The organism is Vibrio sp. M260121, assembly GCF_036533715.1.
In the GTDB taxonomy this organism is placed as follows: Bacteria; Pseudomonadota; Gammaproteobacteria; order Enterobacterales; family Vibrionaceae; genus Vibrio.
This window is the reverse complement of record NZ_JATABF010000052.1, coordinates 12706-33583: the sequence shown is the minus strand read 5'-3', so window position 1 is coordinate 33583 and position 20878 is coordinate 12706. Positions and strand designations below refer to the sequence as shown.

The window sequence follows — 20878 nt, the reverse complement described above, 5'->3', positions numbered from 1 at the left end:
GACTTCGCCACTGATTTTACGGTATCAGGAGAATCTAAAGATTGCTGTACAGCTTGTTTCTTGAAACCTTCTGAATGTTTTCGGACAGTTTTTACTTTCATCGCACTCAAATTCCAATATTGAGTGTCTACTTTATTGGGGTCATATCAAAGCAGGAAAAACACTAGGCAATAAAAAAGGAGAGCTAATGCTCTCCTTCTCTTAATCCTAAACTGCTAATTAAAGAGCAGCTTTCGCTTTTTCAACTAGAACAGCAAATGCTGCTTTGTCGAATACTGCGATGTCCGCTAGGATCTTACGGTCGATCTCGATAGATGCTTTCTTAAGACCGTTGATGAAACGGCTGTAAGATAGACCATTTTGACGAGATGCTGCGTTGATACGTGCAATCCATAGTTGACGGAATTGACGTTTCTTAGCGCGACGGTCACGGTAAGCGTATTGACCAGCTTTAGTAACTGCTTGGAAAGCTACGCGGTAAACACGTGAACGTGCACCGTAGTAACCTTTAGCTTGTTTTAGAACTTTCTTATGACGTGCACGAGCTTGTACACCACGTTTTACGCGAGGCATTATGCTTCTCCTAAACTAAACGATTGATAACTATAAAGAATTAAGCGTATGGCAACATACGAACAACTGCTGCAACTTCACAACGTGGAAGAAGTGCATTTGGACGTAGCTGACGCTTGTTCTTAGTAGTACGCTTAGTCAGGATGTGACGTTTTGTAGCGTGCTTGTACTTAATACCACCAGCAGTTTTCTTGAAACGCTTAGCAGCACCTTTGTTGGTTTTCATCTTAGGCATGATGAATAACTCCGCATTGAGTAGGTTTAATAAACAACGTAATTAGGGCGAACAAAACCCGGCTGTTTACCTTTAAAAGGGAAACGGCCAGGTCTTAATTACTTGATGAGCCGTTAATTACTTCTTTTTAGGGGCAAGAACCATGATCATCTGACGACCTTCGATCTTACTTGGGAAAGATTCCACTACAGCAAAGTCTACAGTGTCTTCTTTCAAGCGATGAAGAACGTCAACACCGATGTCTTGGTGTGCCATTTCTCGGCCACGGAAGCGAATTGTTACCTTCACTTTGTTGCCTTCTTCAAGGAAACGCGTCAGGTTGCGTAGTTTTACCTGATAGTCTCCAATATCAGTTCCAGGACGGAATTTTACTTCCTTAATCTGAACCTGCTTTTGCTTTTTCTTCTGCTCTTTAGCAGATTTGCTCTTTTCAAAGAGGAATTTGCCGTAGTCCATAACACGACAGACTGGCGGCTCAGCGTTAGGACTGATTTCCACAAGATCCATGCCTGCTTCTTCAGCAGCTGCGATCGCTTCTTGAATAGATACAACACCAACTGATTCACCGTCAGCGCCAGTTAGTCGAACTTCACGAACGCCACGAATTTCACCGTTCATACGGTGTGGGTTTTGTTTTACCGGCTGTTGGCCGCGTCTTCCGCCTTTAATAGCTTATTCCTCCAGATTGAGCTTACGGCTAGAGATCTCGTCTTGGATGTATGCGATAAAGTCATCCACTTTAAATTTACCGAGATCTTTACCTTTACGAGTACGTACTGCGATTTCGCCAGCTTCCATCTCTTGGTCACCAACAACAAGCATATACGGTACACGCTTCAAAGTGTGTTCGCGGATTTTAAAGCCAATCTTCTCATTTCTCAAGTCCGCTTTAGCTCTAATTCCACTTTTTTGTAGTTTTTGTACTACTTCCTGAACATAATCTGACTGTTTATCAGTAATGTTCATAAGAATTGCCTGTTCTGGTGCCAACCAAGTTGGGAAGAAACCAGCATATTCTTCGATAAGGATACCAATGAAACGCTCTAGTGAACCTAGAATTGCACGGTGAATCATTACCGGTACAAGACGTTCATTGTTTTCACCTACATAAGTTGCACCTAGGCGACCTGGTAGGTTGAAGTCTAGCTGAACAGTACCACACTGCCACGCACGGTCTAGACAATCGTATAGCGTGAATTCAATCTTAGGACCGTAGAATGCACCCTCGCCCTCTTGAATCTCGTATGGAATTTCCATTGATTCTAGAGACTGTTTCAATGCTTCTTCAGATTGATCCCAGATTTCGTCTGAACCTACACGTTTCTCTGGACGAGTAGACAGTTTCACTACGATGTTGTCGAAACCAAATGTTTGGTATGTATCGTACACCATCTTGATACAATTTGTTACTTCTTCTTGAATTTGGCTCTCAGTACAGAAAATGTGAGCGTCATCCTGAGTAAAGCCACGTACACGCATAATGCCGTGTAATGCACCAGATGGCTCGTTACGATGACATGAGCCGAACTCTGCCATACGTAACGGTAGATCACGGTACGATTTTAGACCTTGGTTGAAGATCTGTACGTGACCTGGACAGTTCATTGGCTTCAGTGCGTATTCACGGTTCTCAGAAGAAGTTGTGAACATCGCATCTGCGTATTTGTCCCAGTGACCAGAACGTTCCCAAAGAACGCGATCCATAATTAGTGGACCTTTTACTTCTTGGTAACCGTATTCATCTAGCTTAGAGCGTACGAATACTTCAAGGTCACGGAAGATAGACCAACCATTGTGATGCCAGAACACCATACCCGGTGCTTCTTGTTGCATGTGGAATAGGTCTAGTTGCTTACCAAGCTTACGGTGGTCACGCTTCGCCGCTTCTTCTAAGCGAGTTAGGTGCGCCTTTAGTGCTTTCTTATCGTGGAAAGCTGTACCGTAGATACGTTGAAGCATTTTGTTGTCGCTGTTACCACGCCAGTAAGCACCTGCAACATTCAATAAAGTGAAGTGTTGGCAGAAGCCCATGTTAGGAACGTGAGGACCGCGACACATGTCGATGTATTCTTCATGGTGGTAAAGACCTGGACGATCATCACGAGATACGTTTTCGTCTAGGATTTCCACTTTGTATGGTTCGCCACGTGATTCAAACGTATCACGTGCTTCCTGCCAGCTTACTTTTTTCTTAACAACTTCGTACTTGGTTTTCGCTAGCTCTTTCATGCGCTTTTCAATCTTTTCAAGATCGTCTTGCGTTAGAGACTCGTCTAGGTCGATGTCGTAGTAGAAGCCATTGTCGATGGTTGGACCGATCGCCATTTTAGCTTGAGGGTAAAGCTGCTTTAGAGCGTGACCAAGAAGGTGAGCACAAGAGTGACGAACGATTTCTAGACCGTCTACTTCATCTTTTACTGTGATGATTTCTAGGCTTGCGTCTTCTTCAATTAGATCACACGCATCAACGCGGTTACCGTTTACACGACCAGCGATAGTTGCTTTTGCAAGACCAGGACCGATCGATTGCGCAACTTCCATAGTAGAAACTGGGTTGTCAAATTGACGCTGACTGCCGTCAGGAAGAGTAATAATAGGCATGCTATGTCCTTTACAGTGGTGTTGCACACCAAGCAACACATGTTATTCAAATTAGAAGATATTTCGAGGGTCGATGACGGTCGCTCAGTAACACGAATACCGGACCTTCATCGGAACAAGGATTGTACATAGCTCACATTTAGAATGCAAAGAGCGATTTTAAAATGTCATTGAAACTTCATCAGGAGGAATTCCATCAAAAGACGAAAATTTAGAGCTGTCCCCCACCACCTCGCGACAATGACTGACAACTCCCTCAAACTAGAAGCTAGCCATTTTGACTATTCACTCACTGGGTTAAGTTTCCAATCGAATTTAAATTTGGTTGGTCTACTAACACCACTGGCAGTAAGGGCGTGAATTAGCTTTTGCGCTTCGCCTTGTGATATTGAGCGTGCAGCGTTTCCATTAAACGCCATTGCTAGTATTTTTTGCCAAATGTGGTTGCTCTCCTTATCTAAAACATGACTCAGCGACGCTCGTGAAACATCTAATTTGGTGGCAATATCATATAGCGTTTGTACAGCTTCTATGTAATCCGCACGATCACACTGCTCTAAAAATGCTTGCTTTAAGTCGCTACTTTCATACATCCGTTGTTCATCTTGCCTATTAACCTCCCCTCGTTGATAGGCAAACAGTAAGAATGAGAGAAAGCTTAAAAAAAGAGTGATCGCCACTACATAATCAGAGTATGAAATCGAACCTTTGCTTGTATAGAAATTGCGACCAAACCATTGCAATACGTTTGCCTTTACTTCTTCTGCAATACTCGGCTCACCAACCTGAAATGTTAGTGGTGAAGTTTTAAGAGTTTCTACTCTCTTTGTATTGGTATTCCACCAACTCAGCGTTTTTTCGGGTAGTTTAAAGGTACCCTCATTCTGAAAGACGTAAGTAAACGATTGAGAAAGTACAGCGGTATTATCATTTGTTAATGGGTTAAGAATGTCTTCCTTATTTGCTGGCTTTCTGTAAGCGATAATACCGTCCACATCCTCAATTTTTAGCTGCGGCAATAACATGCTATGCGAGTTCTCTACTGATACTCGATAAGTCAAAGTCACAGCTTGACCAACTTCAAACACATCCTTTGTCGACATTTTTTCTTTATTTTGTTTCATCGATAAAGACAAGGTTGCTTTGTCTGAAACAACCCCGTTTTGCATTAATGCCTCAGATTCTCCAAAGTTGTCGACATAAAACTCCACTGAATGACTTTCAATGCTTCCCTCTATTACATCTCCATTTGGTACTGTCACTGATAGAGGCAAGTCAAACCTACTCAGTACGAAATCACCTGAGCGCATTGCATATAAAGGAAACGTTGATGTTTGTGTGTACCATGTCTTACCACCGCGTCGATATGTCGAGCGAACCACCGGTGACTTTTCGTTAACGATAACCGTATCTGAAATATTCAAATAAGGAAGCACCATATCTCTGTTGAAAGGGAATTGACTCTCAACCTTAACGTCAAAAGTTATCCGCTCTTTAGGTACAACGCTTTTGTCTATGCGAGGGGAAACACTGATGCGTACTCGCTTCTCTGCAATTAAATCCTTCATGGTCGGTTGAATTTGACTCGCAAAGCTTTGTGAGCACAACACTACGCTGATGAAAGTCAGGAGACATACTTTGAGACAGTAATTCCATCTATAATAGTGCAACGTATAAAAACATAGCTGATTATAAGTGCTCATTAGCATACTCCTGCTGGAATTTCTGCCTTAGGAAGGTCGAAGGGTTTTGACGCACTTGTTTCAGCCATAACTGATCAGTGACTGCTGTTCTCTTGCTTTTCACTTCCTTGTCTTCATCACGAACAGTTTGACGATCATCAATGAACCGTTCTGTCCCCTTCTTTTCTGGCGGTGCATTTTTAATTTTCTCTATCGCCATTTTAATCACCGCTATATTATTCTTAGCTGCCATTCCAAAACCTTTCTCACCCTTGAAGGATTCATATATCGGTAATGCGAGTTCAAATTGCATTGAGTGAGCATATGCATTCGCTAGAGTAAATTGCGCTCTATCAATACCAATGACTTTTAACAGCTCGATTGCAGCAGTAAAGTCACCAGATAAATAGGTGCTATATGCTTTCCATTCAGGCTCTTCAAATAAGAGAGCCGCTTCTTTCACGTTGCCTTGCTTAAAATAAAGCATCGCCTGTTGGTCTTTCGAAAGCCACGCTTGGTAAAAAGAAGTCGGCGAAAACCAGTACCATGCGGGTAAAGAAAGTAAACATGAAGCAACCAACTTGATTTTATGCTTCTGCAACATTTTCAGTGCTAATGAACTCAACGATTTTAGCCGGCTCTTTATACCTAAGTTATTACTTTCCAAAGCACAGTAGGTGGGATTTCTATTCATCAAGACCAACTCCTTTACCATTGCAATGTCCAACCACGTCTAAACCACATCAGTTGCACTGGCAGCAAAATTAAAAGTAATAAGTAGCCTGCATCAAGCCATGGCCGTTGCTCGTCACTTACCGCGAATAGATTACTTTTAACTAGGCTTTGCACTTGTGCCACGTCATCACCATTGCGGGTAAACATGACTAACTCTCCATGTCCGGCCTCGGCTAACTTTGATAAGTTTTTTATCTGCATCTGACTGCTTTTAGAGGTATTTTCAGGAAATGAGCTATTGCCACTTTGCACACTTTCCCTCATCGCCCAAACAATAACTTGATGCTCAAGGCTCCTAAACTCATCTTCGAGTTTCTCTATGGCTAGCGTATTTGTTTTATCGGTTACTAGCAGCACACTCGACGGCGATTTTGCTTGGTTCAGCAACTCCACAATTGGTGAAATCACCACTTCAGGGTGGCTCTCTTTATTAGGTAGTAAGCTGTCATCTAATACGTCTAAAAAATATCGTGTTAAGTCTCCATCTCTTGTTACTGGCATAGCAACATGCGCGCTACCGCCAAAAATAATCAGCCCAGTTTTACCGCCACCTCGCTGCTGAATTAACTGAGCAATTTTATGCTTCGCACGTGCTAAACGAGTAGGCTCGATATCGGCGATGTTCATACTGGTAGACACATCCAAAGCAATAATCAACTGCGAATCATCTTCATAAAACGGGGACAATTGCTGTTTCCAAGACGGCCCGGCCATGACTAAAGTCGCCAAAATTGAAAACAAAACAAAAAGCTGGTTAGGGGTAACAAAACGGTGAGCACTGCGATTAATAGTAAGGTGTTCAAGCACATTTTTAGCCATCACTCCTTCCCATTGAGACATCACATCATCTTGTTTTTTCAGAATGTAATACAGGCCCATCATTGGGAAAAACGCGATCAACCACCAAGGTCGTATAAAATGGAACTGAGATAGTGTTCCACCATCAAAGAAAATAAGCAGGTCACTCACTCTGTCTCTCCCCTTTTATTGCATGCTGGTAAATAGTCTGTAAATTCTTCTTGCGACGTAAACCCGCAATAAAACGTGTAAGGATGATTAACATCAACGCGAATAGTTGGGTTATAAAACTAAAACCAAACACCCAATGGTGCAGGCTATGTTTAGGTCTATGAGTCAACAACTCAAACTCTTGTCGCTCCATCTGTTCAATAGCTAAATAGGCCTGCTCTAAATCCTGACGACTCATAGCGTGAAACATTCTACCTCCAGTCATCGAAGCTACTTGATCGAGCGTGGTGAGATCCATTTTGTATCGGCCTTTAGTACTTGGGTCTCCTATTGCGATGGTATAAATCTTCACATTATATTTGGCAGCGATTTCCGCGGCCTTTAGAGGAGGCATTGTCGAGCTTGTATCATCTCCATCAGTCAATAGAATTAATACCCTCTGCTCGCTTTGTTCTTGTTCAAAAACAGAGATGGCCAACCCAATTGCATCACCAAATGCAGTTTGAAACCCGGCATACCCCAACTGCACTTCCCTCAATAAGGATTGCCATGTTTCGATATCTTCGGTAAAAGGAGCCTGCACATAAGCAGCGTCAGCAAATAGAATGAGTCCTAAACGGTCGTGTTGACGACGTGATGCAAACTCACGCAACACTTGTTTAGCGATCGTTAAACGATCATGCTTAGTCCCTTGTTTATCTGTAAAATCTTTCTCGGACATGGAGCCAGACAAATCCAGTGCGACCATAATTTCTCTCGCGGACTTCTTTTGCTGAATAGGCTCCCCAAGCCACACCGGTTTAGCTAGAGCAGTTACTAAAGCCAAGTAACTCATGATAACTAACGCCCACTGCACTCTGCGTCGTTGCAGTAGACTGGCAGCCTCTGACGCTTCTTCACCAGAAACAGATAGTAGCCGTTCAAAAAACGGAACTTGTAATGCACTTTTTTGCTCTCGGTAAGGTGGCAAAAAACGATATACAAAGTAAGGTAACACAACCAACGCAAATGCCCACGGAGCATCAAATTCAATCATGCTTCACCTCATGGTGTTGGATCCAATGGCGGACAGCCTTAAAACATTCTTGCCTTTTCAGGTCAGACAGCCCTCTCCCCCCGCTATAGGCTAGCGTGGCAAGTAGCCCCGAATATTGCGTCGAAAATTGGCTGCCGGGACAATGACTATCCAACCATTTCTCCCAATCTTTACCAATCAAAGGGGCAACCTCTTCTCGAGGGAAAGCATAGAGTGCAGTGCGCCTCAATAACTGAGGTAACCGACTTGAACCTAACTCCAAATTCTGTAGGCACTGAAGTCCCTTTAATGCAGCACGTCGATAAATATTCGCAAAGTACCTTTTCACTCGAAGAAAGAGTCGAAACGTAATAAAGCAAAGTAAAATTCCCAGTAACACGAACCAACCAGGCGCATTAGGCAACCATGAAATGGTCTCAGGTCCACCGACCTCTGCTAGGTTGGTGAGCAAAGGATTCGTTCCTAGTGGTAAGGTGAGCTCAGGTATGGTCGATGTAGGCATACAACATGTTCTCCCTATTTAACAAACCTGGCGGTAAGCACTGAGTGCTTTTCTAAGTTGACCATCGGAAGGTGCTTTCGTATTGAAATTCAGAACAGGGATTCGATACTTACGTGCAGTATCAGTGAACTGCTCTATCGCCCGAGTAACATCCTGTGCAAACTCGATTCTCAACTGCTGATCTCGCCCTGATAGAGCGACTTGTTTGAGACCATCACTAAACACAGCTTTACCCAGTTCAGCCATTCTATGCTCCAACGGATCAGAGATGTGGCAAAACACTACGTCATTGTGCTGGCATAGTGTTTTAATGTGCTCTTCGCTGTGTGTGTTGTAGCCATACCCGTCAGTCAAAAAAATAACTAAGCCATCATGCTTCACTACCCGGTTTATCTGGTGGAAAAGCTTTGCAAACATCTTTGTTTCCGAACTTCGAGCCACGCCGACTCTTAGCTGGTGATTCATCATCACGACTTGGTTAAGAAGCTTGAGCGCATGATTGGCACTACGTTGCGGTGCAAAGGAAGTTGCTTCGAAATCGTTGTAAACAATGGCGCCTACTTTGTCGGTTGAGCCCACAACTTTCCAAGCAATAAGTGCCGCTAACTCAGCAGCAATCACAGACTTCATTTTATGAGTACTACCAAAAAACATATTGCTTCGTTGGTCGATGAGCAAAAATACGTTCCTTTCGCGCTCCTCAGAAAATATCTTTACGTGCGGTTTCCCTGTACGCATCGTTATTTTCCAGTCCATTGTTCGAATATCATCTCCAACTCGATAGTGACGCATCTCTTCAAAGTTCAAACCTCTTCCCCTCAACTTAGAAATATAGCGTCCTGCCAGTAAGCTATTAATTGGCTGTTGAGGAAGGAAGTCAAAACCTGTCGCTTTAAACTTCATACTTTGCAATGACTTGAGCGATGTGTAGATGTTTGGATCTTGTTCGTCAGCTTTGACGACCGAGCCACTTAAAAAAGAACGTAACGTCATGTTTAATGCCCCTATGCCACAGCAACATACGTTAAGATTTCATCGATAACTCGATCAGAGTTGATGCCCTCCGCCAACGCCTTATAAGAAAGTATTAACCGGTGTCTTAACACGCTATGGGCCACTGAGCGCACATCATCTGGGTCGACAAAATCTTTTCCTTTTAGCCACGCCATCGCACGAGCACACTTATCCAAAGCGATAGTAGCTCTAGGGCTTGACCCCACAGCAATCCAGTTGGCCAGCTCAGATTCTCCGTAGTTTTCAGGCTCTCGAGTTGCAACAATGATGGCCACAATATATTTCAACACATCATCGCTGCAGTGAACCTCACGAATTTGCTCTCGAGCCTCAAAAAGGCACTGAGGATCAACTCTTTGAATATCATCGAGTTGAGGAGTCTCTTCATTCCTAACCATCTTTATTATCTGCTCTTCTGCCATAAAGCTGGGATAGTCGAGATTAATTTTCATGATGAATCGGTCCATCTGCGCTTCTGGCAATGGGTAGGTCCCTTCTTGCTCTACTGGGTTTTGCGTCGCGAGCACCATAAAAGGCTCTGGTAACCGGTAAGTTTTTCCCGCTACCGTAACTTGTCTTTCTTCCATGGCCTCTAGCAGTGCAGCTTGCACCTTCGCTGGGGAACGATTTATTTCATCTGCCAGTAATAAATTGTTGAACACTGGTCCCGCTTGAAACGTTAGCGTTGGTTTCCCATCAACATCTTGGTATACCTCTGTACCAGTTACATCTGACGGCAAAAGATCAGGTGTAAACTGCACACGCCCCAAAGTGACATCTAGGATCTTAGATAACGCCTTTATAGATCGAGTTTTGGCTGTGCCAGGTAATCCCTCAAGTAAAACGTTACCATTTGTCAGCAATGCAATTAATAAGGTATCCACCATATTTTCTTGACCAATCACTGATTTCTTTAACTGCTTTTTAATAAAGAGAATATTATTTAATGATGTATTCAAACCGAACTACCGCCAATAATTAATTTAATAACAAACAGAAAAGATAATAACTAATTTAAATAGAAAACATCTGACCTGATAGTAAATACATCATAAGTATTATCTAGTGCACTTCAGACAGTCAATAGAACTTAGATTAATCTCCATGCAAATTAGTAATATCAATTATCAGTATTAATCACTTCAATAAAATAGAAAAATAAAATAATGTTAACTCGTCTTATTTGGCCCCTTTTTAAAATCCAATAATTACTAGGAATCGACATGAAAAAGATAGCAATTTCCGTCGCGGCTGGACTCAGCCTGTTATCACTTCCAACATTTTCTGCGGAAGTGACTACTCTGAGCGACTACTTCGATCAGGATGGTATTATTACGACATCAGAAAACTACCCCACCCTCGAATCAGCTCGTCAGTTTGTAAAAAACCAAGAAGTTGTAGGGGTAAACAATTTTCGCCACAAGCGTGAACTAACCCCTCTGGACGAGCAAGATGTGGTGCGAATGAATAGAGACACTTATTACTCCTTAGCGGTAATAGATGTATCGAAGGGAGCAACGATTTCCCTACCGGAGATACCAAAAGGCAAATACATGTCTATTCAAGGTGTCACTGAAGACCATCGTATTTTGCCAATGCAATATGGCTCAGGCACGTTTGAGCTCAGCACGACGAAAGGTGACCACCTCTACGTTATTGTTCGCCTAGACTCTACGTTTACAAAAACTGAAGCCCACGCCATACAAGACAAGATGGTCATCACGGCGCAATCAGATAAAGAATTCACTGCAGAACAGGTGAATAAAGCCTCTTTTGAACAAACAGAGAATGCTCTTAAAGCTCAAATGCCCGCTATTTTCAAACGTGAAGGGGCATCAGCACTCGTAGGCATGTTTACCGCTCCAAACGATGCATCAAAGGAGCTCTTTACCAAACAAAAATATGCGGTTGGCGCCGCTATTGGTTGGGGTGGAGCACAAATGGTTGATAACATTTATGAAGTATCAGGCAACTACCCAACCAACAAGTGTTATCAAGCAACATTTGAAGCCCCTCAAGACCAAGCGTTTTGGTCTGTAACTGTCTATAACAAACAAGGCTTCATGTTCAATGACGTAGCCAATATCAGCTCTAATACTGCAGAGCGCAACGCGGATGGCACTTACACTGTTAGCTTTGGATGTGGTTCTGATGCACTAAATAACTTAGAAACTGAAAATAAATCAAATGAATTTAATTTAGCATTCCGCCATTACATCCCTAGTCAAAAGGTCAAGAATGGTTATCGAATTTTACCATTCGTAAAAGAAAAATAATAAAATCTTAAAGGTCACTAAACGTGGCCTTTTATTTTAACAGCAGACACATCACGCAAATAATATTAACCGATAAAGTAAACCACTCTACTTCAAACTCTTGAACCCAAAGACTACCTTAAATAACTAAGCTATCCTATAATTCGATAATATCTTTATCGATTTTCCGTATATGAACGTTTTCTAAGGATGCTATGAAAACTATCGAACAAGAGTTATCTCGTATTGATCTCAATCTTTTGGTCTCTTTAAGTGTTCTATTAAAAGAGAGAAATGTAACTCGAGCTGCCTCTGCCCTTTATATCTCCCAGCCGGCAATGAGTCGAATTTTAGGAAAATTAAGAGACGTGTTTCATGACCCCCTATTCTATCGGGAGTCAAGTGGCCTAGTTCCAACACAAAAAGCAATAGAGCTTGAGGGGGCAATCAGTGAAGTACTCTCAAACATCAAAGACATTGTCGACTCCAGTTCATTCAGCCCTAAAAACTGCGAGCATACATTTGCTATCTCTGCTCCCCCTCTAATGAGCGAATTGATATGCGGAAAACTTAGTATTGCGCTCTTTAATCAAGCTCCTAAAGCGAGTTTGGTCGAATACCCTCCGACAAAAAACCCAACACAACAATTAGTAGAGAGAACGATAGATTTTACGTTGCATCTAGAGAAGCCAACGAATGAAGTTGATTTTCTCTGTACGGAGCTAGGTAAAATCTATCCTGTTTTTTACGCGTGCAGACAACATCCTTTAACAGGAAAAGACTCGGTTACCCTCGAGGATTGTCTAAACTACCGCTTTGTTGATTTAAACTTGGATATTCGTTCCATGTCGGCAACGCATAACCCGGTGGATCAATATTTAGAAAGCCAGGGTATATGCAGAGATGTTGTCTTTAAAAGCGGTCAACTCAGCACGTTGATAAAAGTGATGAAAGAAACGCCAACAATATTGGTCTCCTCCAACTTGCTCGGACAAGTGAGTGATGAACTCATTCCCATTCCATTAACGCATCAGAGTATCGATTTAGATCTAAACGTCTACTTAATCGAGCATAAAAGAACATTAAACAGCCAAGCTCATCAATGGTTCCGAGAGCTCGTCCTTGAACAAACGAAGTCCATACTGAGCTGTTAACGGGCTAAAGCGTGAATAGCTAATGCTGAATTAGGAACATGTGTTTAGTCGGATTGAGAGAAAGAGCATATCGCGCCATCAATGAATGCATAGACAGAGAAACGATTGGGAGGCGGTTTATTTCTTCCAACCGTTTTTGCTCTTGTTGAGGTAGACAGAGATAATCATTTCACTCTGCCAGATAAAAAATTAATATAGAGATTACGAATATTATATTCTGTTGCTTATGCTAAGAATCGGAGCTAGAAAGCGACTTTATAATTAGCAAAATATTGCTCTTCATCATTACTAAGCATATTAACACCCACTCTGAATCGATGACGGCCATGTTGATATCCGATAAACAGATCTGTCGATAAACTGTCGAGATATTCAGTACCATATTGAGATGAATAAAAAGGATCGAGACCTAGGTGAAAGTTATCTCCAAATTTATAGCGTGTATACCACCCCACTGTTGATGTCATATCATAATCGTCGATCACTTCGTTATTTGTGTACCCTAACATTGCAACTGGATATATTACCAAGGCATCGAACTTAAATGTCATTATATAGCCAGCGCTCACATTTCGTATGTCCTTGTTACCACCAATTTCAGTGTAGAAGCCTTGACCATCAGTCATGTTGGCATACGTGAGCTTAAGCTTATCAAAACCATCTTTAGACTCTAGTAAAGCCAAGTGACGCCCAGAGGCAATACCTATGCTCATGTCTCCACCCTCGCTGTTTACCTCTGCGCCAAAGCTGCTGTATACAGCGGTCGGATCTGCCATGTCGACTTTAGCTTCTAAACTCAAGCTAAATAAGCAAGAGGTCAAGAGTACTAATTTTTTCATTATTTATTCCTATATTTTACGGACTGAAAATATAAGTAACGACTTAGAAAACAATTCTAAACTGTCACTTTAAAAATTGAACAAATTATAATAAATAAAATAATTTTTATTTATTATTAAGGAACTTATCTTATATAGATTTACTTATTTACTTTGAAATTACTATTAATATAAAAATCACAAAGCCACCAAAAGAATTGGTGGCTCTATTAGTTAAATTGCATTTAGGTAAGACTTAAGTGCTTTTAAACGAACTGTTGCACCACCGATGATATCCATAAAACCTAACATCGGATGTGGCTTAGTGGCCGAGATCCAGCCGGCCCCAGTTGCTCCGATAGGAATTGCGTAACCTTCAGGCTCTTCAAACTCAATAATTACCGTTCGGCCATGTGACCCCATATTTTTTGCAACATGCTGATTCACACTTTTGGATCCATTCACAACAGAGACTTGGGCTTCTCCAGTACCACTCGTGATGCTGTGAACCTTCCCTCTAAAAACTTCTCCTGGATGCGAGTTGACATAAAACTCGGCAAACTGTCCAACTTTAATGTAGCGATAGGCTTGATCGCTAACACGCATCTCTAGGAACTTTTTACTTGTATCGTAGATGTGCATATTACCAGTTCGAGTTCCTTCCGCGATATTAACGACGCCCATTTGTCCATCGAAAGGAGCGACAACATTGTTCAAGTCGTTTAACCACTGACTTTCCGAAATTTGAGCTTTAACATTGGCCATTTGGGCACTGAGCTCGGACAGCTCAGAATAGCCTTGCTGAATTTTGTTAGTTAAATCGTCGCGCTCTTTTTCACTGCTGTACTCATCTAACTTCTTTAGACGAGCTAAGTTCTTCTCATCCGTTTTCAATTGGAAATTAGTAGAGTCTGTTTGATGCTTCAATGCCTCCAATTGCGCATAAAGTCCCTTAATTTGCTCTTGCGAGTCGGTTGATTCTAGTGTGTAAAGTAAATCGCCCTTTTTCACCATTTGGTTGTGGGTAACATAAACTTCTTTCACTTTTTGGCCGACAAGTGGACTTAGCACTGCATGCGGTGCTTTGACAGTGCTGCTATCTGTCAAATCGACTGGTGCCCAAAAACGACTAACCGTGAACAAAGTCGTCGCTAAAAAAGCACCAAAAGACACAATCATTGAGGCATTGCGCAAGTTCCACTTTATGACTCCTGCTTTCACTAGGATCCACATAATGAAAACGTAAGGTAGCATGATCTCTTTCATTATTTAGATTCCTCAGAAGTAAGCTTAGGACCAGATATCCCTTTGCGAATAACGCCACTTAGTGCATCTCCAATCACATCCCAACGTGTAAAAGCAATGATTAGGGCCAAAACCCACCAGACTTTGCTGATCAATAAACCACACAGAGAAAGAGCAAAAACAAGGGTCGTGTGTGCGCTTTTACGATGCTCACTTTCATGCACCGCAACTTCATGGAGTCGCCAGAAGAGATAACCTACGTAGGAAAAAATTGAAATCGTTACAACAAAGATGACGCCCATGAACACTTCAGAATTGAGCAATTTTATGATGCTAGGGTTACCACCAACAAATTCACTGGCAGGCATGTCTTTGCCATGTATATTCGATAAAGTGGAAAAAAAGAGTGAACAGCCAATCAAACACGACAAAGCAAACACCGCTTTAATCAACCATTTAAATAAACCAATCAGTTTCTTCATAACAATTTCCTAATTAGAATGTATATGCAGCACCAACAAAGTGCACCGTTCCGGTAAAGTGACCATTTAGAGCGATAGGTTCGCGCATAGATTCTTGGTCAATATCAATTTCACCGAAGTCAGCGTATTCGTAGTAAATATCTAATCGGCTCTCATCAAACTGTTTACTTACACCAATGGAGTATCGATGCTGCTCCCCAACGGGTAAGTCCGGTGACTGCTTTGAGGGGTTATCTAATGGTGAAGATTCATACGCGTATCCCGCTTTAAAGCTCCATCCTTGATGTAGCTTATATTCCCCACCTAGAGATATGCGCCACACATCATCCCAGTCTCGTTCGATCGAATATGGGATGAATTGATCGCCAATTCTCATATCAATATCTGTGGATTCCATCGCTGACCAGTGATGGTTTTGGATTGAACTCATTAAGGAAAACTGAGGGGTAAACTGGTAAGAGACACTTAAATCGGTAATTGCCGGAGACGGTAAAGAAGTGGTGTACGTACCGTAAGCTAGGTTCGTGTGCACATCACCTTCAAATTCGTGATTGAGTTCTGAACGATACGAGAGCCCTAGTCTCAGTTTGTCAGTTGCTTGCACGACGCTACCAATGTTGTAACCGAATACCCAGCTGGCTGATGTATCAAGCTCGATACTCGAAGTGTTGCCCTGTAGAAACGCATAGTTAACTTGGACACCACCAGCCACTGACCACAGGTCATTCACTTTATAGCTGAGTGTTGGATTGAATTGATAAGTCAGCAATGCAACGTCAGTAAGCTGGAAGCTTCCTTGCCAATCTTCACCGTAATCCAACGTCGCCCCGCCTAGAGAGCCCAGAGCGATGCCAGCTTTGAGATCATTCCCCAAGTCAATGATATGAAAAACACCCGCTACAGGTAACGTGGAACTCGATCTTCCATTTGGACCGTCACCATCGTCATAGTAATTAATCTCTAGATTTAATAACGTTCCTGTGATTGTCGTCAGTTCATCATCAATGTGCGACATCACTGCCGGATTGGTCCAAATTGATGTGGCGGATTCTGTGTATACACCGTCACCGGCTCCAACAGCTCCTAAGTTTGCATAGGTCGCTTCTTGAAGAAAAATACCGCTAGCAAACGTAATAGGCGTCACGCTCGCCCCTACGATTAAAGCCCAAAATGGGTACTTTTTTGTCATTCTGATACCTTCATCTTATATTGATAAAATGAAGATTAAGGGGATAGCAATGACACCACCAATCATTTAACTACATATCAGATATCAGCTAAGCGTATATCTCGCTAGAACCGGAAGTCGAAGCCAATACTAGCCATTGCTTCCTCAGATTTGGCATCACCAGATTCTGTGACCGGATTATAATTTTCACCCTCCACTTTGATGAAGTCATATTTAAATTCAAAGTAAATGTTTAGTACATTTTTCCCGAGCTTTGTTCTAACACCTTGCAACCACATAGCATTAAATACGTTCATATCCACACCATCAAAAGACGACCCAGAATTTAATTGCACAACGGTATAGTGTGTTTCACTCCATGGCTTTACAGCATATAAACTGACCGTCCCCATTTGCGCCATATCATCACCCAAGAAAGCTTCTGTCGCATTTTTGCCCGAAATACCTCCGCTCTTAAGGCTATTACATAGTTCTTTTGCTTCACCCACTGCGTAGTTTTTGCAGGTATTTTGAAGAGCCCCACCTAAACCACTGGTATCCCAATCGACATAAGAGTAGTTCACAGAAGGGAACCAAAGCGTCCCATCTCCACTTTTCAATGGCAACATATAACCCGCTGTATATGAGTTACTAACGTCTTCAGTGTGCATGATATCGAGGTAAACACCCCCAAAGCGTTTATCAAAGTGAATTTCCCGGAATCTAAAGTTTTCCGAATCAGTATAATATTCCAACAACATATTCGTTTGAGTATCGTCGCCAAACACATTATTGAAACCACCACCGGTAGCAAGTTTAATTTCACCTGAATCCGAAGCCGCAATACCACCTCGCCAAGTACTATTTCTAGGATCAGCATCGTGAAATTTTTCTTCATTTTCAGCGTAGGCACTATTTGCAAGAATAATTGCACAGATTGTTGGTAATAATATTTCTTTCTTCATTAATTTACTCTCCAAGTAATGATTAATGAAATTATATTATTTAGTAGTTTCGACTAGCCACAGAATATATTGACTTAAGGTAAGTCAGAAAGTGAATTAACTAGAACGGTACTTATCTCTTTTTTTAGTAACTTACACTTGTCACTTTTCGAGTTTAAGTAAGATGTAAAGAAAGCAATATACCGATTTAAATCACGATCTTGGTGAATTTCGGGAGGCAGTTGAAGCTTGTTTAGCTGGAGATCTTCAGAAACAAGTCTCTTAGTAGAGATAAGCAGACCTTTACCCTTAAGGCATGCCTCTACAGCAACATCCAGACTGTCAGTAGTAAGTACAATTCTTAAGTCTTTCTTGTATTTGACTTTGATGATGTCCCTCACCTCATTTATCTCTCGGACAATCGTCGGGTTCCAGCTGATAAACGGTAAACGCCAAAGCTCTTCTAACTTTATTATCTTGTGCTCACTAATAAACTGCTTGGAAGCCAAAGCAAAGAACTCGTCTCTAATGATTCTCTCAAGCACAATATGTTTGCTAGCCTCATTCTCATAGTTGATACCAATGTCTACTGTTCCGCACTCTATCCTCTCTATCGTGCTATCGTTCCACTCTTCAAAATGCCAACTGGCAAAAGGAGCAATCATAGACAAATGCTGGTATAGCTGAACACCAAACCGGTATAAAATCCCACGGCTAATGGCAAGTCTGATATCTCCTTGATGGCGGCTTGCGTCAAACTCTTTGACGAAAAATACCGAATCAATATCCTGCACTAATTTTGTCAATCCAGGTTGTATGGCAGTAAAGTAATCGGTTGGATGTAAATTATTGCCAACTCGGATCAATAACCTATCACCTAGATCATCTCTTAATCGAGCCAGCACTCGACTCACTTTAGATTGTGAAATATTTAATTCATGTGCAGTTTTGTATGTGTTCTTTGTTGAGTATAGGTTCTGAAGAATTTTGATACTTTGTATATTAATTTCTGACACGTTGGTCATAACAACTCTCATAAAAAAGGGCCTAAATAGACCCTCTAGAATTTAATTTAGCGCAACGTATTTTTTATCGATCATGCAATTTCGCAATACGACCTTGAAAGCCTCTGCCTGTTGAGTATCCGCATTCTTTGCATCTTGTCTTGAAGACAACCTTCCACCAACTACGCCTATAGCAGCGCCAGTTTTCGCTGCATCAGACCCACTGTTACCACTGATAGAGCCAACGAGAGCACCTGCCGCAGCTCCCTTCGCCGCACCTTTCACACCAGATCCTTTTTGTTCTACCGATGCTGTTTGGCTCGCTTGTTCTGCAATGCCTACGCACTCGTCAAGTTCTTGTTGAGCGACGTCAGCTGTCACATTGTCGTAATCGAATGTCAGTTGACTCCTAGGTTCAACAAGCGCGCCGCCTCCCGCAATGACCACCGAGGGGAGCAATAATGAAAAAGTTAGTAATATCTCTCTTTTTATCATTCAAACACCAATAAATAACTATCAATTTTATTAAGTAAAAACATAACTTTTATATTATTTTAAATCATGTGATTTCAAAATGAACTTTCACTTTATTCACTGAATAAAGTTTTAAAATCATTTTTCACTGAGATGATATGCCATTCATCATTCTTACCTGATAATTCTAAAATATTGTCCCCTCCTATTCCAAAACCTTCACGCTCCGCGTCGTCATGATCAATAATTAGAGCTAACTGTCTACCTTTGTTAGAAGTAGTATAAGTCAACATTTCAATATCACCATCAGAATTGCCAACTGCAAGCACAGGCATTTTTCCTATAACCTGTTCAATATTGACTACTTTTTGAATACCATTATTGATATTTTCAAAATGGTTATCATATATAAGATCAACTTTACCATTATACATGGTTGCATTTATAGAAACTTTTGAACCAATAATATTTTCAGGAGGAATGCCATAGATTGATGGTACAATAGCTCTCATAAATGGGGAACTTCCACCACTAACAATATAAACTCTATAATCATTTTCTTTAAGATAGTCGAGTAACTCGAGCATTGGTTGATATGCTAAATTAGCAAATGGTAAATTTCTTTCAGGATGTTTAGTTTGGATAAATGATTTTGCAAGCCTATTAATTTCTGATTTTCTTTGGTTAGCATAAAGCTCAGACAGCGCTTTAAATGCCACTGGCAATCCTAAATTTTTAAGTGTTTCTTCTCTGTCATGCAATAAAGAGCTGAATGGTTCTTTATTAAGCATATTTGCATTTACACCTTGTTCTTTAAGATGTAATAGTTGATATGACAAAAAATATATCTCATTATAAATAGGATACTCTGTCCATAAAGTACCATCATTATCAAAAACTGCTATTCGATCATTTACTGGTACAAAATTCTTACTATCTTTATCAATTGTGCTCTCGATAAAATCTATAATTTGATCCTTATTTTTTCCTTCATTCCAGCTAGGTAGTTCATTAGCTAAAGTATTGCCAGCTATTATTGTTGTTAATAAAATAATAGAAAAGCTCCTAACGTAAGACAACACAACTCCATCCTTTCCAAGTTAAACTGACCAAAAATGTAATCATTGAATTGTATTTATCCTCTTGGCAGAAGAATATACAAATTGAGGTTTAAAGTGACGCCCTCTGGATCATACACTCCAGATTCAGCCCAATACTTAACCCCTCCACCAATCAGCATAGGGATACTCCCTAATTCAAAGTACTGGGAAGCGGTTAACGTGATTGGAACAGACCATTGCTCACCTTGCCACTCATATGCTGTTTCTGATGTTAGCTCAAAAGTCGTACCCCAATTTGTTGTGTAATCAACAAACGGCTGTACGAACGATGTACTATATGTTTCACCAAAACCTTCCTCAATCGAATAAGTATGGCTAGCCAAAAAACCCAAAGTCCAAGGCCCCTGAACAGTCAAGCCAACATAAGATAAGCCCATACCGGTTTCGTTGGATCCAAGCTTATTATTACTTGCAGTATCAAAGTTAAATGTAGGTCCAAAGCCGTGTGTCCATTCTCCACCAACAGCTTCTGTAGGAGAGAAAAAGAACGTAGTATTGATATCACCTAAGCCAGACTCACTTTCGCCATGACCAGTGACATTGTTTTGTGAGATAATAGGGATAATTGTCCTAGTTATTAGGTTCCAATCGTTAGACAACTCAAATGGGACTATTGGTTGTATGTTGGTCGTATGCCTCGTACCATTATTGGGCCCAACATCTTCACTGTACTCATACTGAACCGGAATCCAATAGCTGGTTGTTAATGGATTTACTGCTGATTGTGCAGCTTGCTGTTCTTTAGTTTTTACGTCTTCTGAACAATGGACATTGGAAGAGAATGCCCCTACAAGAATAAGAGAGAACACTACTTGATAACTTTTCATTTTATTTACAATAATAAAGTTCATTTAAGGTAACTTATC

Annotated in this window: 22 protein-coding genes; 2 read left to right on the top strand and 20 right to left on the bottom strand. The window is 41.3% G+C overall.

Annotated features, from left to right (window positions below; genetic code table 11):
- Nucleotides 1-219: 219 nt before the first annotated feature.
- The 11 genes from rplT to QTO06_RS22120 form a co-directional block, all read right to left on the bottom strand.
- On the bottom strand, nucleotides 220-573 hold the full coding sequence (rplT, locus tag QTO06_RS22170) for a 50S ribosomal protein L20 (RefSeq protein ID WP_004727974.1): 354 nt from the start codon (nucleotides 571-573) through the stop codon (nucleotides 220-222).
- A 40-nt stretch (nucleotides 574-613) separates the two neighbouring features.
- Nucleotides 614-808 (bottom strand): 50S ribosomal protein L35, encoded by a 195-nt coding sequence (gene rpmI, locus QTO06_RS22165; RefSeq protein ID WP_005428085.1) that lies wholly within the window; start codon nucleotides 806-808, stop codon nucleotides 614-616.
- Between the two features lie 117 nt (nucleotides 809-925).
- Complete coding sequence (gene infC, locus QTO06_RS22160; protein ID WP_074050532.1) at nucleotides 926-1477, bottom strand: translation initiation factor IF-3; 552 nt, start codon at nucleotides 1475-1477, stop codon at nucleotides 926-928.
- A 3-nt stretch (nucleotides 1478-1480) separates the two neighbouring features.
- A complete protein-coding gene (gene thrS / locus QTO06_RS22155; RefSeq protein ID WP_005428072.1) occupies nucleotides 1481-3409 on the bottom strand; it encodes a threonine--tRNA ligase in 1929 nt (642 codons plus the stop codon).
- 281 nt (nucleotides 3410-3690) lie between these two features.
- Nucleotides 3691-5112 carry a hypothetical protein gene (locus QTO06_RS22150; RefSeq protein WP_331409818.1) on the bottom strand — a complete coding sequence of 474 codons (1422 nt, stop codon included), beginning with the start codon at nucleotides 5110-5112 and terminating at the stop codon, nucleotides 3691-3693.
- A complete protein-coding gene (locus QTO06_RS22145; protein ID WP_331409816.1) occupies nucleotides 5099-5788 on the bottom strand; it encodes a hypothetical protein in 690 nt (229 codons plus the stop codon). The genes QTO06_RS22150 and QTO06_RS22145 overlap by 14 nt, the downstream gene beginning before the upstream one ends.
- Before the next feature lie 11 nt (nucleotides 5789-5799).
- Entirely contained in the window at nucleotides 5800-6795 is a 996-nt protein-coding gene (locus tag QTO06_RS22140) for a vWA domain-containing protein (RefSeq protein WP_331409815.1), read from the bottom strand.
- Nucleotides 6788-7831 (bottom strand): vWA domain-containing protein, encoded by a 1044-nt coding sequence (locus tag QTO06_RS22135; RefSeq protein ID WP_045368789.1) that lies wholly within the window; start codon nucleotides 7829-7831, stop codon nucleotides 6788-6790. Before QTO06_RS22135 ends, QTO06_RS22140 begins: the two co-directional genes overlap by 8 nt.
- Entirely contained in the window at nucleotides 7824-8333 is a 510-nt protein-coding gene (locus tag QTO06_RS22130; protein ID WP_331409813.1) for a DUF4381 domain-containing protein, read from the bottom strand. Before QTO06_RS22130 ends, QTO06_RS22135 begins: the two co-directional genes overlap by 8 nt.
- A gap of 18 nt (nucleotides 8334-8351) precedes the next feature.
- Nucleotides 8352-9326, bottom strand: coding sequence for a DUF58 domain-containing protein (locus QTO06_RS22125; RefSeq protein ID WP_331409812.1), 975 nt, complete (start codon nucleotides 9324-9326; stop codon nucleotides 8352-8354).
- An 11-nt stretch (nucleotides 9327-9337) separates the two neighbouring features.
- Nucleotides 9338-10306 carry an AAA family ATPase gene (locus tag QTO06_RS22120; protein ID WP_331409810.1) on the bottom strand — a complete coding sequence of 323 codons (969 nt, stop codon included), beginning with the start codon at nucleotides 10304-10306 and terminating at the stop codon, nucleotides 9338-9340.
- A 264-nt stretch (nucleotides 10307-10570) separates the two neighbouring features.
- On the opposite strand from QTO06_RS22120, the gene QTO06_RS22115 reads away from it, so the two are divergent.
- Both QTO06_RS22115 and QTO06_RS22110 read left to right on the top strand, forming a co-directional pair.
- Nucleotides 10571-11623, top strand: coding sequence for a DUF1214 domain-containing protein (locus QTO06_RS22115; RefSeq protein ID WP_331409808.1), 1053 nt, complete (start codon nucleotides 10571-10573; stop codon nucleotides 11621-11623).
- A 194-nt stretch (nucleotides 11624-11817) separates the two neighbouring features.
- A complete protein-coding gene (locus QTO06_RS22110) occupies nucleotides 11818-12756 on the top strand; it encodes a LysR substrate-binding domain-containing protein (protein ID WP_077261581.1) in 939 nt (312 codons plus the stop codon).
- A gap of 242 nt (nucleotides 12757-12998) precedes the next feature.
- Here QTO06_RS22110 and QTO06_RS22105 read toward each other — a convergent pair whose 3' ends face one another.
- The 9 genes from QTO06_RS22105 to QTO06_RS22065 form a co-directional block, all read right to left on the bottom strand.
- Nucleotides 12999-13595: a hypothetical protein gene (locus QTO06_RS22105; protein ID WP_331409806.1), complete on the bottom strand. Its 597-nt coding sequence runs from the start codon at nucleotides 13593-13595 to the stop codon at nucleotides 12999-13001.
- A 213-nt stretch (nucleotides 13596-13808) separates the two neighbouring features.
- The gene (locus tag QTO06_RS22100; protein WP_331409804.1) at nucleotides 13809-14840 is read right to left on the bottom strand and encodes an HlyD family secretion protein; all 1032 of its coding nucleotides are present in this window, start codon (nucleotides 14838-14840) and stop codon (nucleotides 13809-13811) included.
- Complete coding sequence (locus QTO06_RS22095) at nucleotides 14840-15301, bottom strand: hypothetical protein (protein WP_045368773.1); 462 nt, start codon at nucleotides 15299-15301, stop codon at nucleotides 14840-14842. Before QTO06_RS22095 ends, QTO06_RS22100 begins: the two co-directional genes overlap by 1 nt.
- Before the next feature lie 13 nt (nucleotides 15302-15314).
- Nucleotides 15315-16490: an OmpP1/FadL family transporter gene (locus QTO06_RS22090; RefSeq protein ID WP_331409802.1), complete on the bottom strand. Its 1176-nt coding sequence runs from the start codon at nucleotides 16488-16490 to the stop codon at nucleotides 15315-15317.
- Nucleotides 16491-16594: 104 nt separating this feature from the next.
- Nucleotides 16595-17434, bottom strand: a complete 840-nt coding sequence (locus QTO06_RS22085) for a hypothetical protein (protein WP_331409800.1) — start codon at nucleotides 17432-17434, stop codon at nucleotides 16595-16597.
- Nucleotides 17435-17508: 74 nt separating this feature from the next.
- On the bottom strand, nucleotides 17509-18438 hold the full coding sequence (locus QTO06_RS22080; RefSeq protein ID WP_045368767.1) for a LysR family transcriptional regulator: 930 nt from the start codon (nucleotides 18436-18438) through the stop codon (nucleotides 17509-17511).
- Nucleotides 18439-18480: 42 nt separating this feature from the next.
- Nucleotides 18481-18912 carry a glycine zipper family protein gene (locus QTO06_RS22075; protein ID WP_331409797.1) on the bottom strand — a complete coding sequence of 144 codons (432 nt, stop codon included), beginning with the start codon at nucleotides 18910-18912 and terminating at the stop codon, nucleotides 18481-18483.
- A gap of 92 nt (nucleotides 18913-19004) precedes the next feature.
- The gene (locus QTO06_RS22070; protein ID WP_331409796.1) at nucleotides 19005-19973 is read right to left on the bottom strand and encodes an HAD family hydrolase; all 969 of its coding nucleotides are present in this window, start codon (nucleotides 19971-19973) and stop codon (nucleotides 19005-19007) included.
- A 53-nt stretch (nucleotides 19974-20026) separates the two neighbouring features.
- Nucleotides 20027-20863: a hypothetical protein gene (locus QTO06_RS22065; protein WP_331409794.1), complete on the bottom strand. Its 837-nt coding sequence runs from the start codon at nucleotides 20861-20863 to the stop codon at nucleotides 20027-20029.
- Nucleotides 20864-20878: the final 15 nt, after the last annotated feature.

Excerpts from the sequence above, each read along its gene's own strand:
- QTO06_RS22135 (WP_045368789.1), bottom strand. The coding sequence starts at position 7,831 with ATGATTGAATTTGATGCTCCGTGGGCATTTGCGTTGGTTGTGTTACCT.
- QTO06_RS22065 (WP_331409794.1), bottom strand. The coding sequence starts at position 20,863 with ATGAACTTTATTATTGTAAATAAAATGAAAAGTTATCAAGTAGTGTTC.
- rpmI (WP_005428085.1), bottom strand. The coding sequence starts at position 808 with ATGCCTAAGATGAAAACCAACAAAGGTGCTGCTAAGCGTTTCAAGAAA.
- QTO06_RS22080 (WP_045368767.1), bottom strand. The coding sequence starts at position 18,438 with ATGACCAACGTGTCAGAAATTAATATACAAAGTATCAAAATTCTTCAG.
- QTO06_RS22090 (WP_331409802.1), bottom strand. The coding sequence starts at position 16,490 with ATGACAAAAAAGTACCCATTTTGGGCTTTAATCGTAGGGGCGAGCGTG.
- QTO06_RS22110 (WP_077261581.1), top strand. The coding sequence starts at position 11,818 with ATGAAAACTATCGAACAAGAGTTATCTCGTATTGATCTCAATCTTTTG.
- QTO06_RS22105 (WP_331409806.1), bottom strand. The coding sequence starts at position 13,595 with ATGAAAAAATTAGTACTCTTGACCTCTTGCTTATTTAGCTTGAGTTTA.
- QTO06_RS22130 (WP_331409813.1), bottom strand. The coding sequence starts at position 8,333 with ATGCCTACATCGACCATACCTGAGCTCACCTTACCACTAGGAACGAAT.
- QTO06_RS22150 (WP_331409818.1), bottom strand. The coding sequence starts at position 5,112 with ATGAGCACTTATAATCAGCTATGTTTTTATACGTTGCACTATTATAGA.
- QTO06_RS22095 (WP_045368773.1), bottom strand. The coding sequence starts at position 15,301 with ATGAAGAAACTGATTGGTTTATTTAAATGGTTGATTAAAGCGGTGTTT.
- thrS (WP_005428072.1), bottom strand. The coding sequence starts at position 3,409 with ATGCCTATTATTACTCTTCCTGACGGCAGTCAGCGTCAATTTGACAAC.
- QTO06_RS22100 (WP_331409804.1), bottom strand. The coding sequence starts at position 14,840 with ATGAAAGAGATCATGCTACCTTACGTTTTCATTATGTGGATCCTAGTG.
- QTO06_RS22125 (WP_331409812.1), bottom strand. The coding sequence starts at position 9,326 with ATGACGTTACGTTCTTTTTTAAGTGGCTCGGTCGTCAAAGCTGACGAA.
- QTO06_RS22085 (WP_331409800.1), bottom strand. The coding sequence starts at position 17,434 with ATGAAGAAAGAAATATTATTACCAACAATCTGTGCAATTATTCTTGCA.
- rplT (WP_004727974.1), bottom strand. The coding sequence starts at position 573 with ATGCCTCGCGTAAAACGTGGTGTACAAGCTCGTGCACGTCATAAGAAA.
- QTO06_RS22075 (WP_331409797.1), bottom strand. The coding sequence starts at position 18,912 with ATGATAAAAAGAGAGATATTACTAACTTTTTCATTATTGCTCCCCTCG.
- QTO06_RS22115 (WP_331409808.1), top strand. The coding sequence starts at position 10,571 with ATGAAAAAGATAGCAATTTCCGTCGCGGCTGGACTCAGCCTGTTATCA.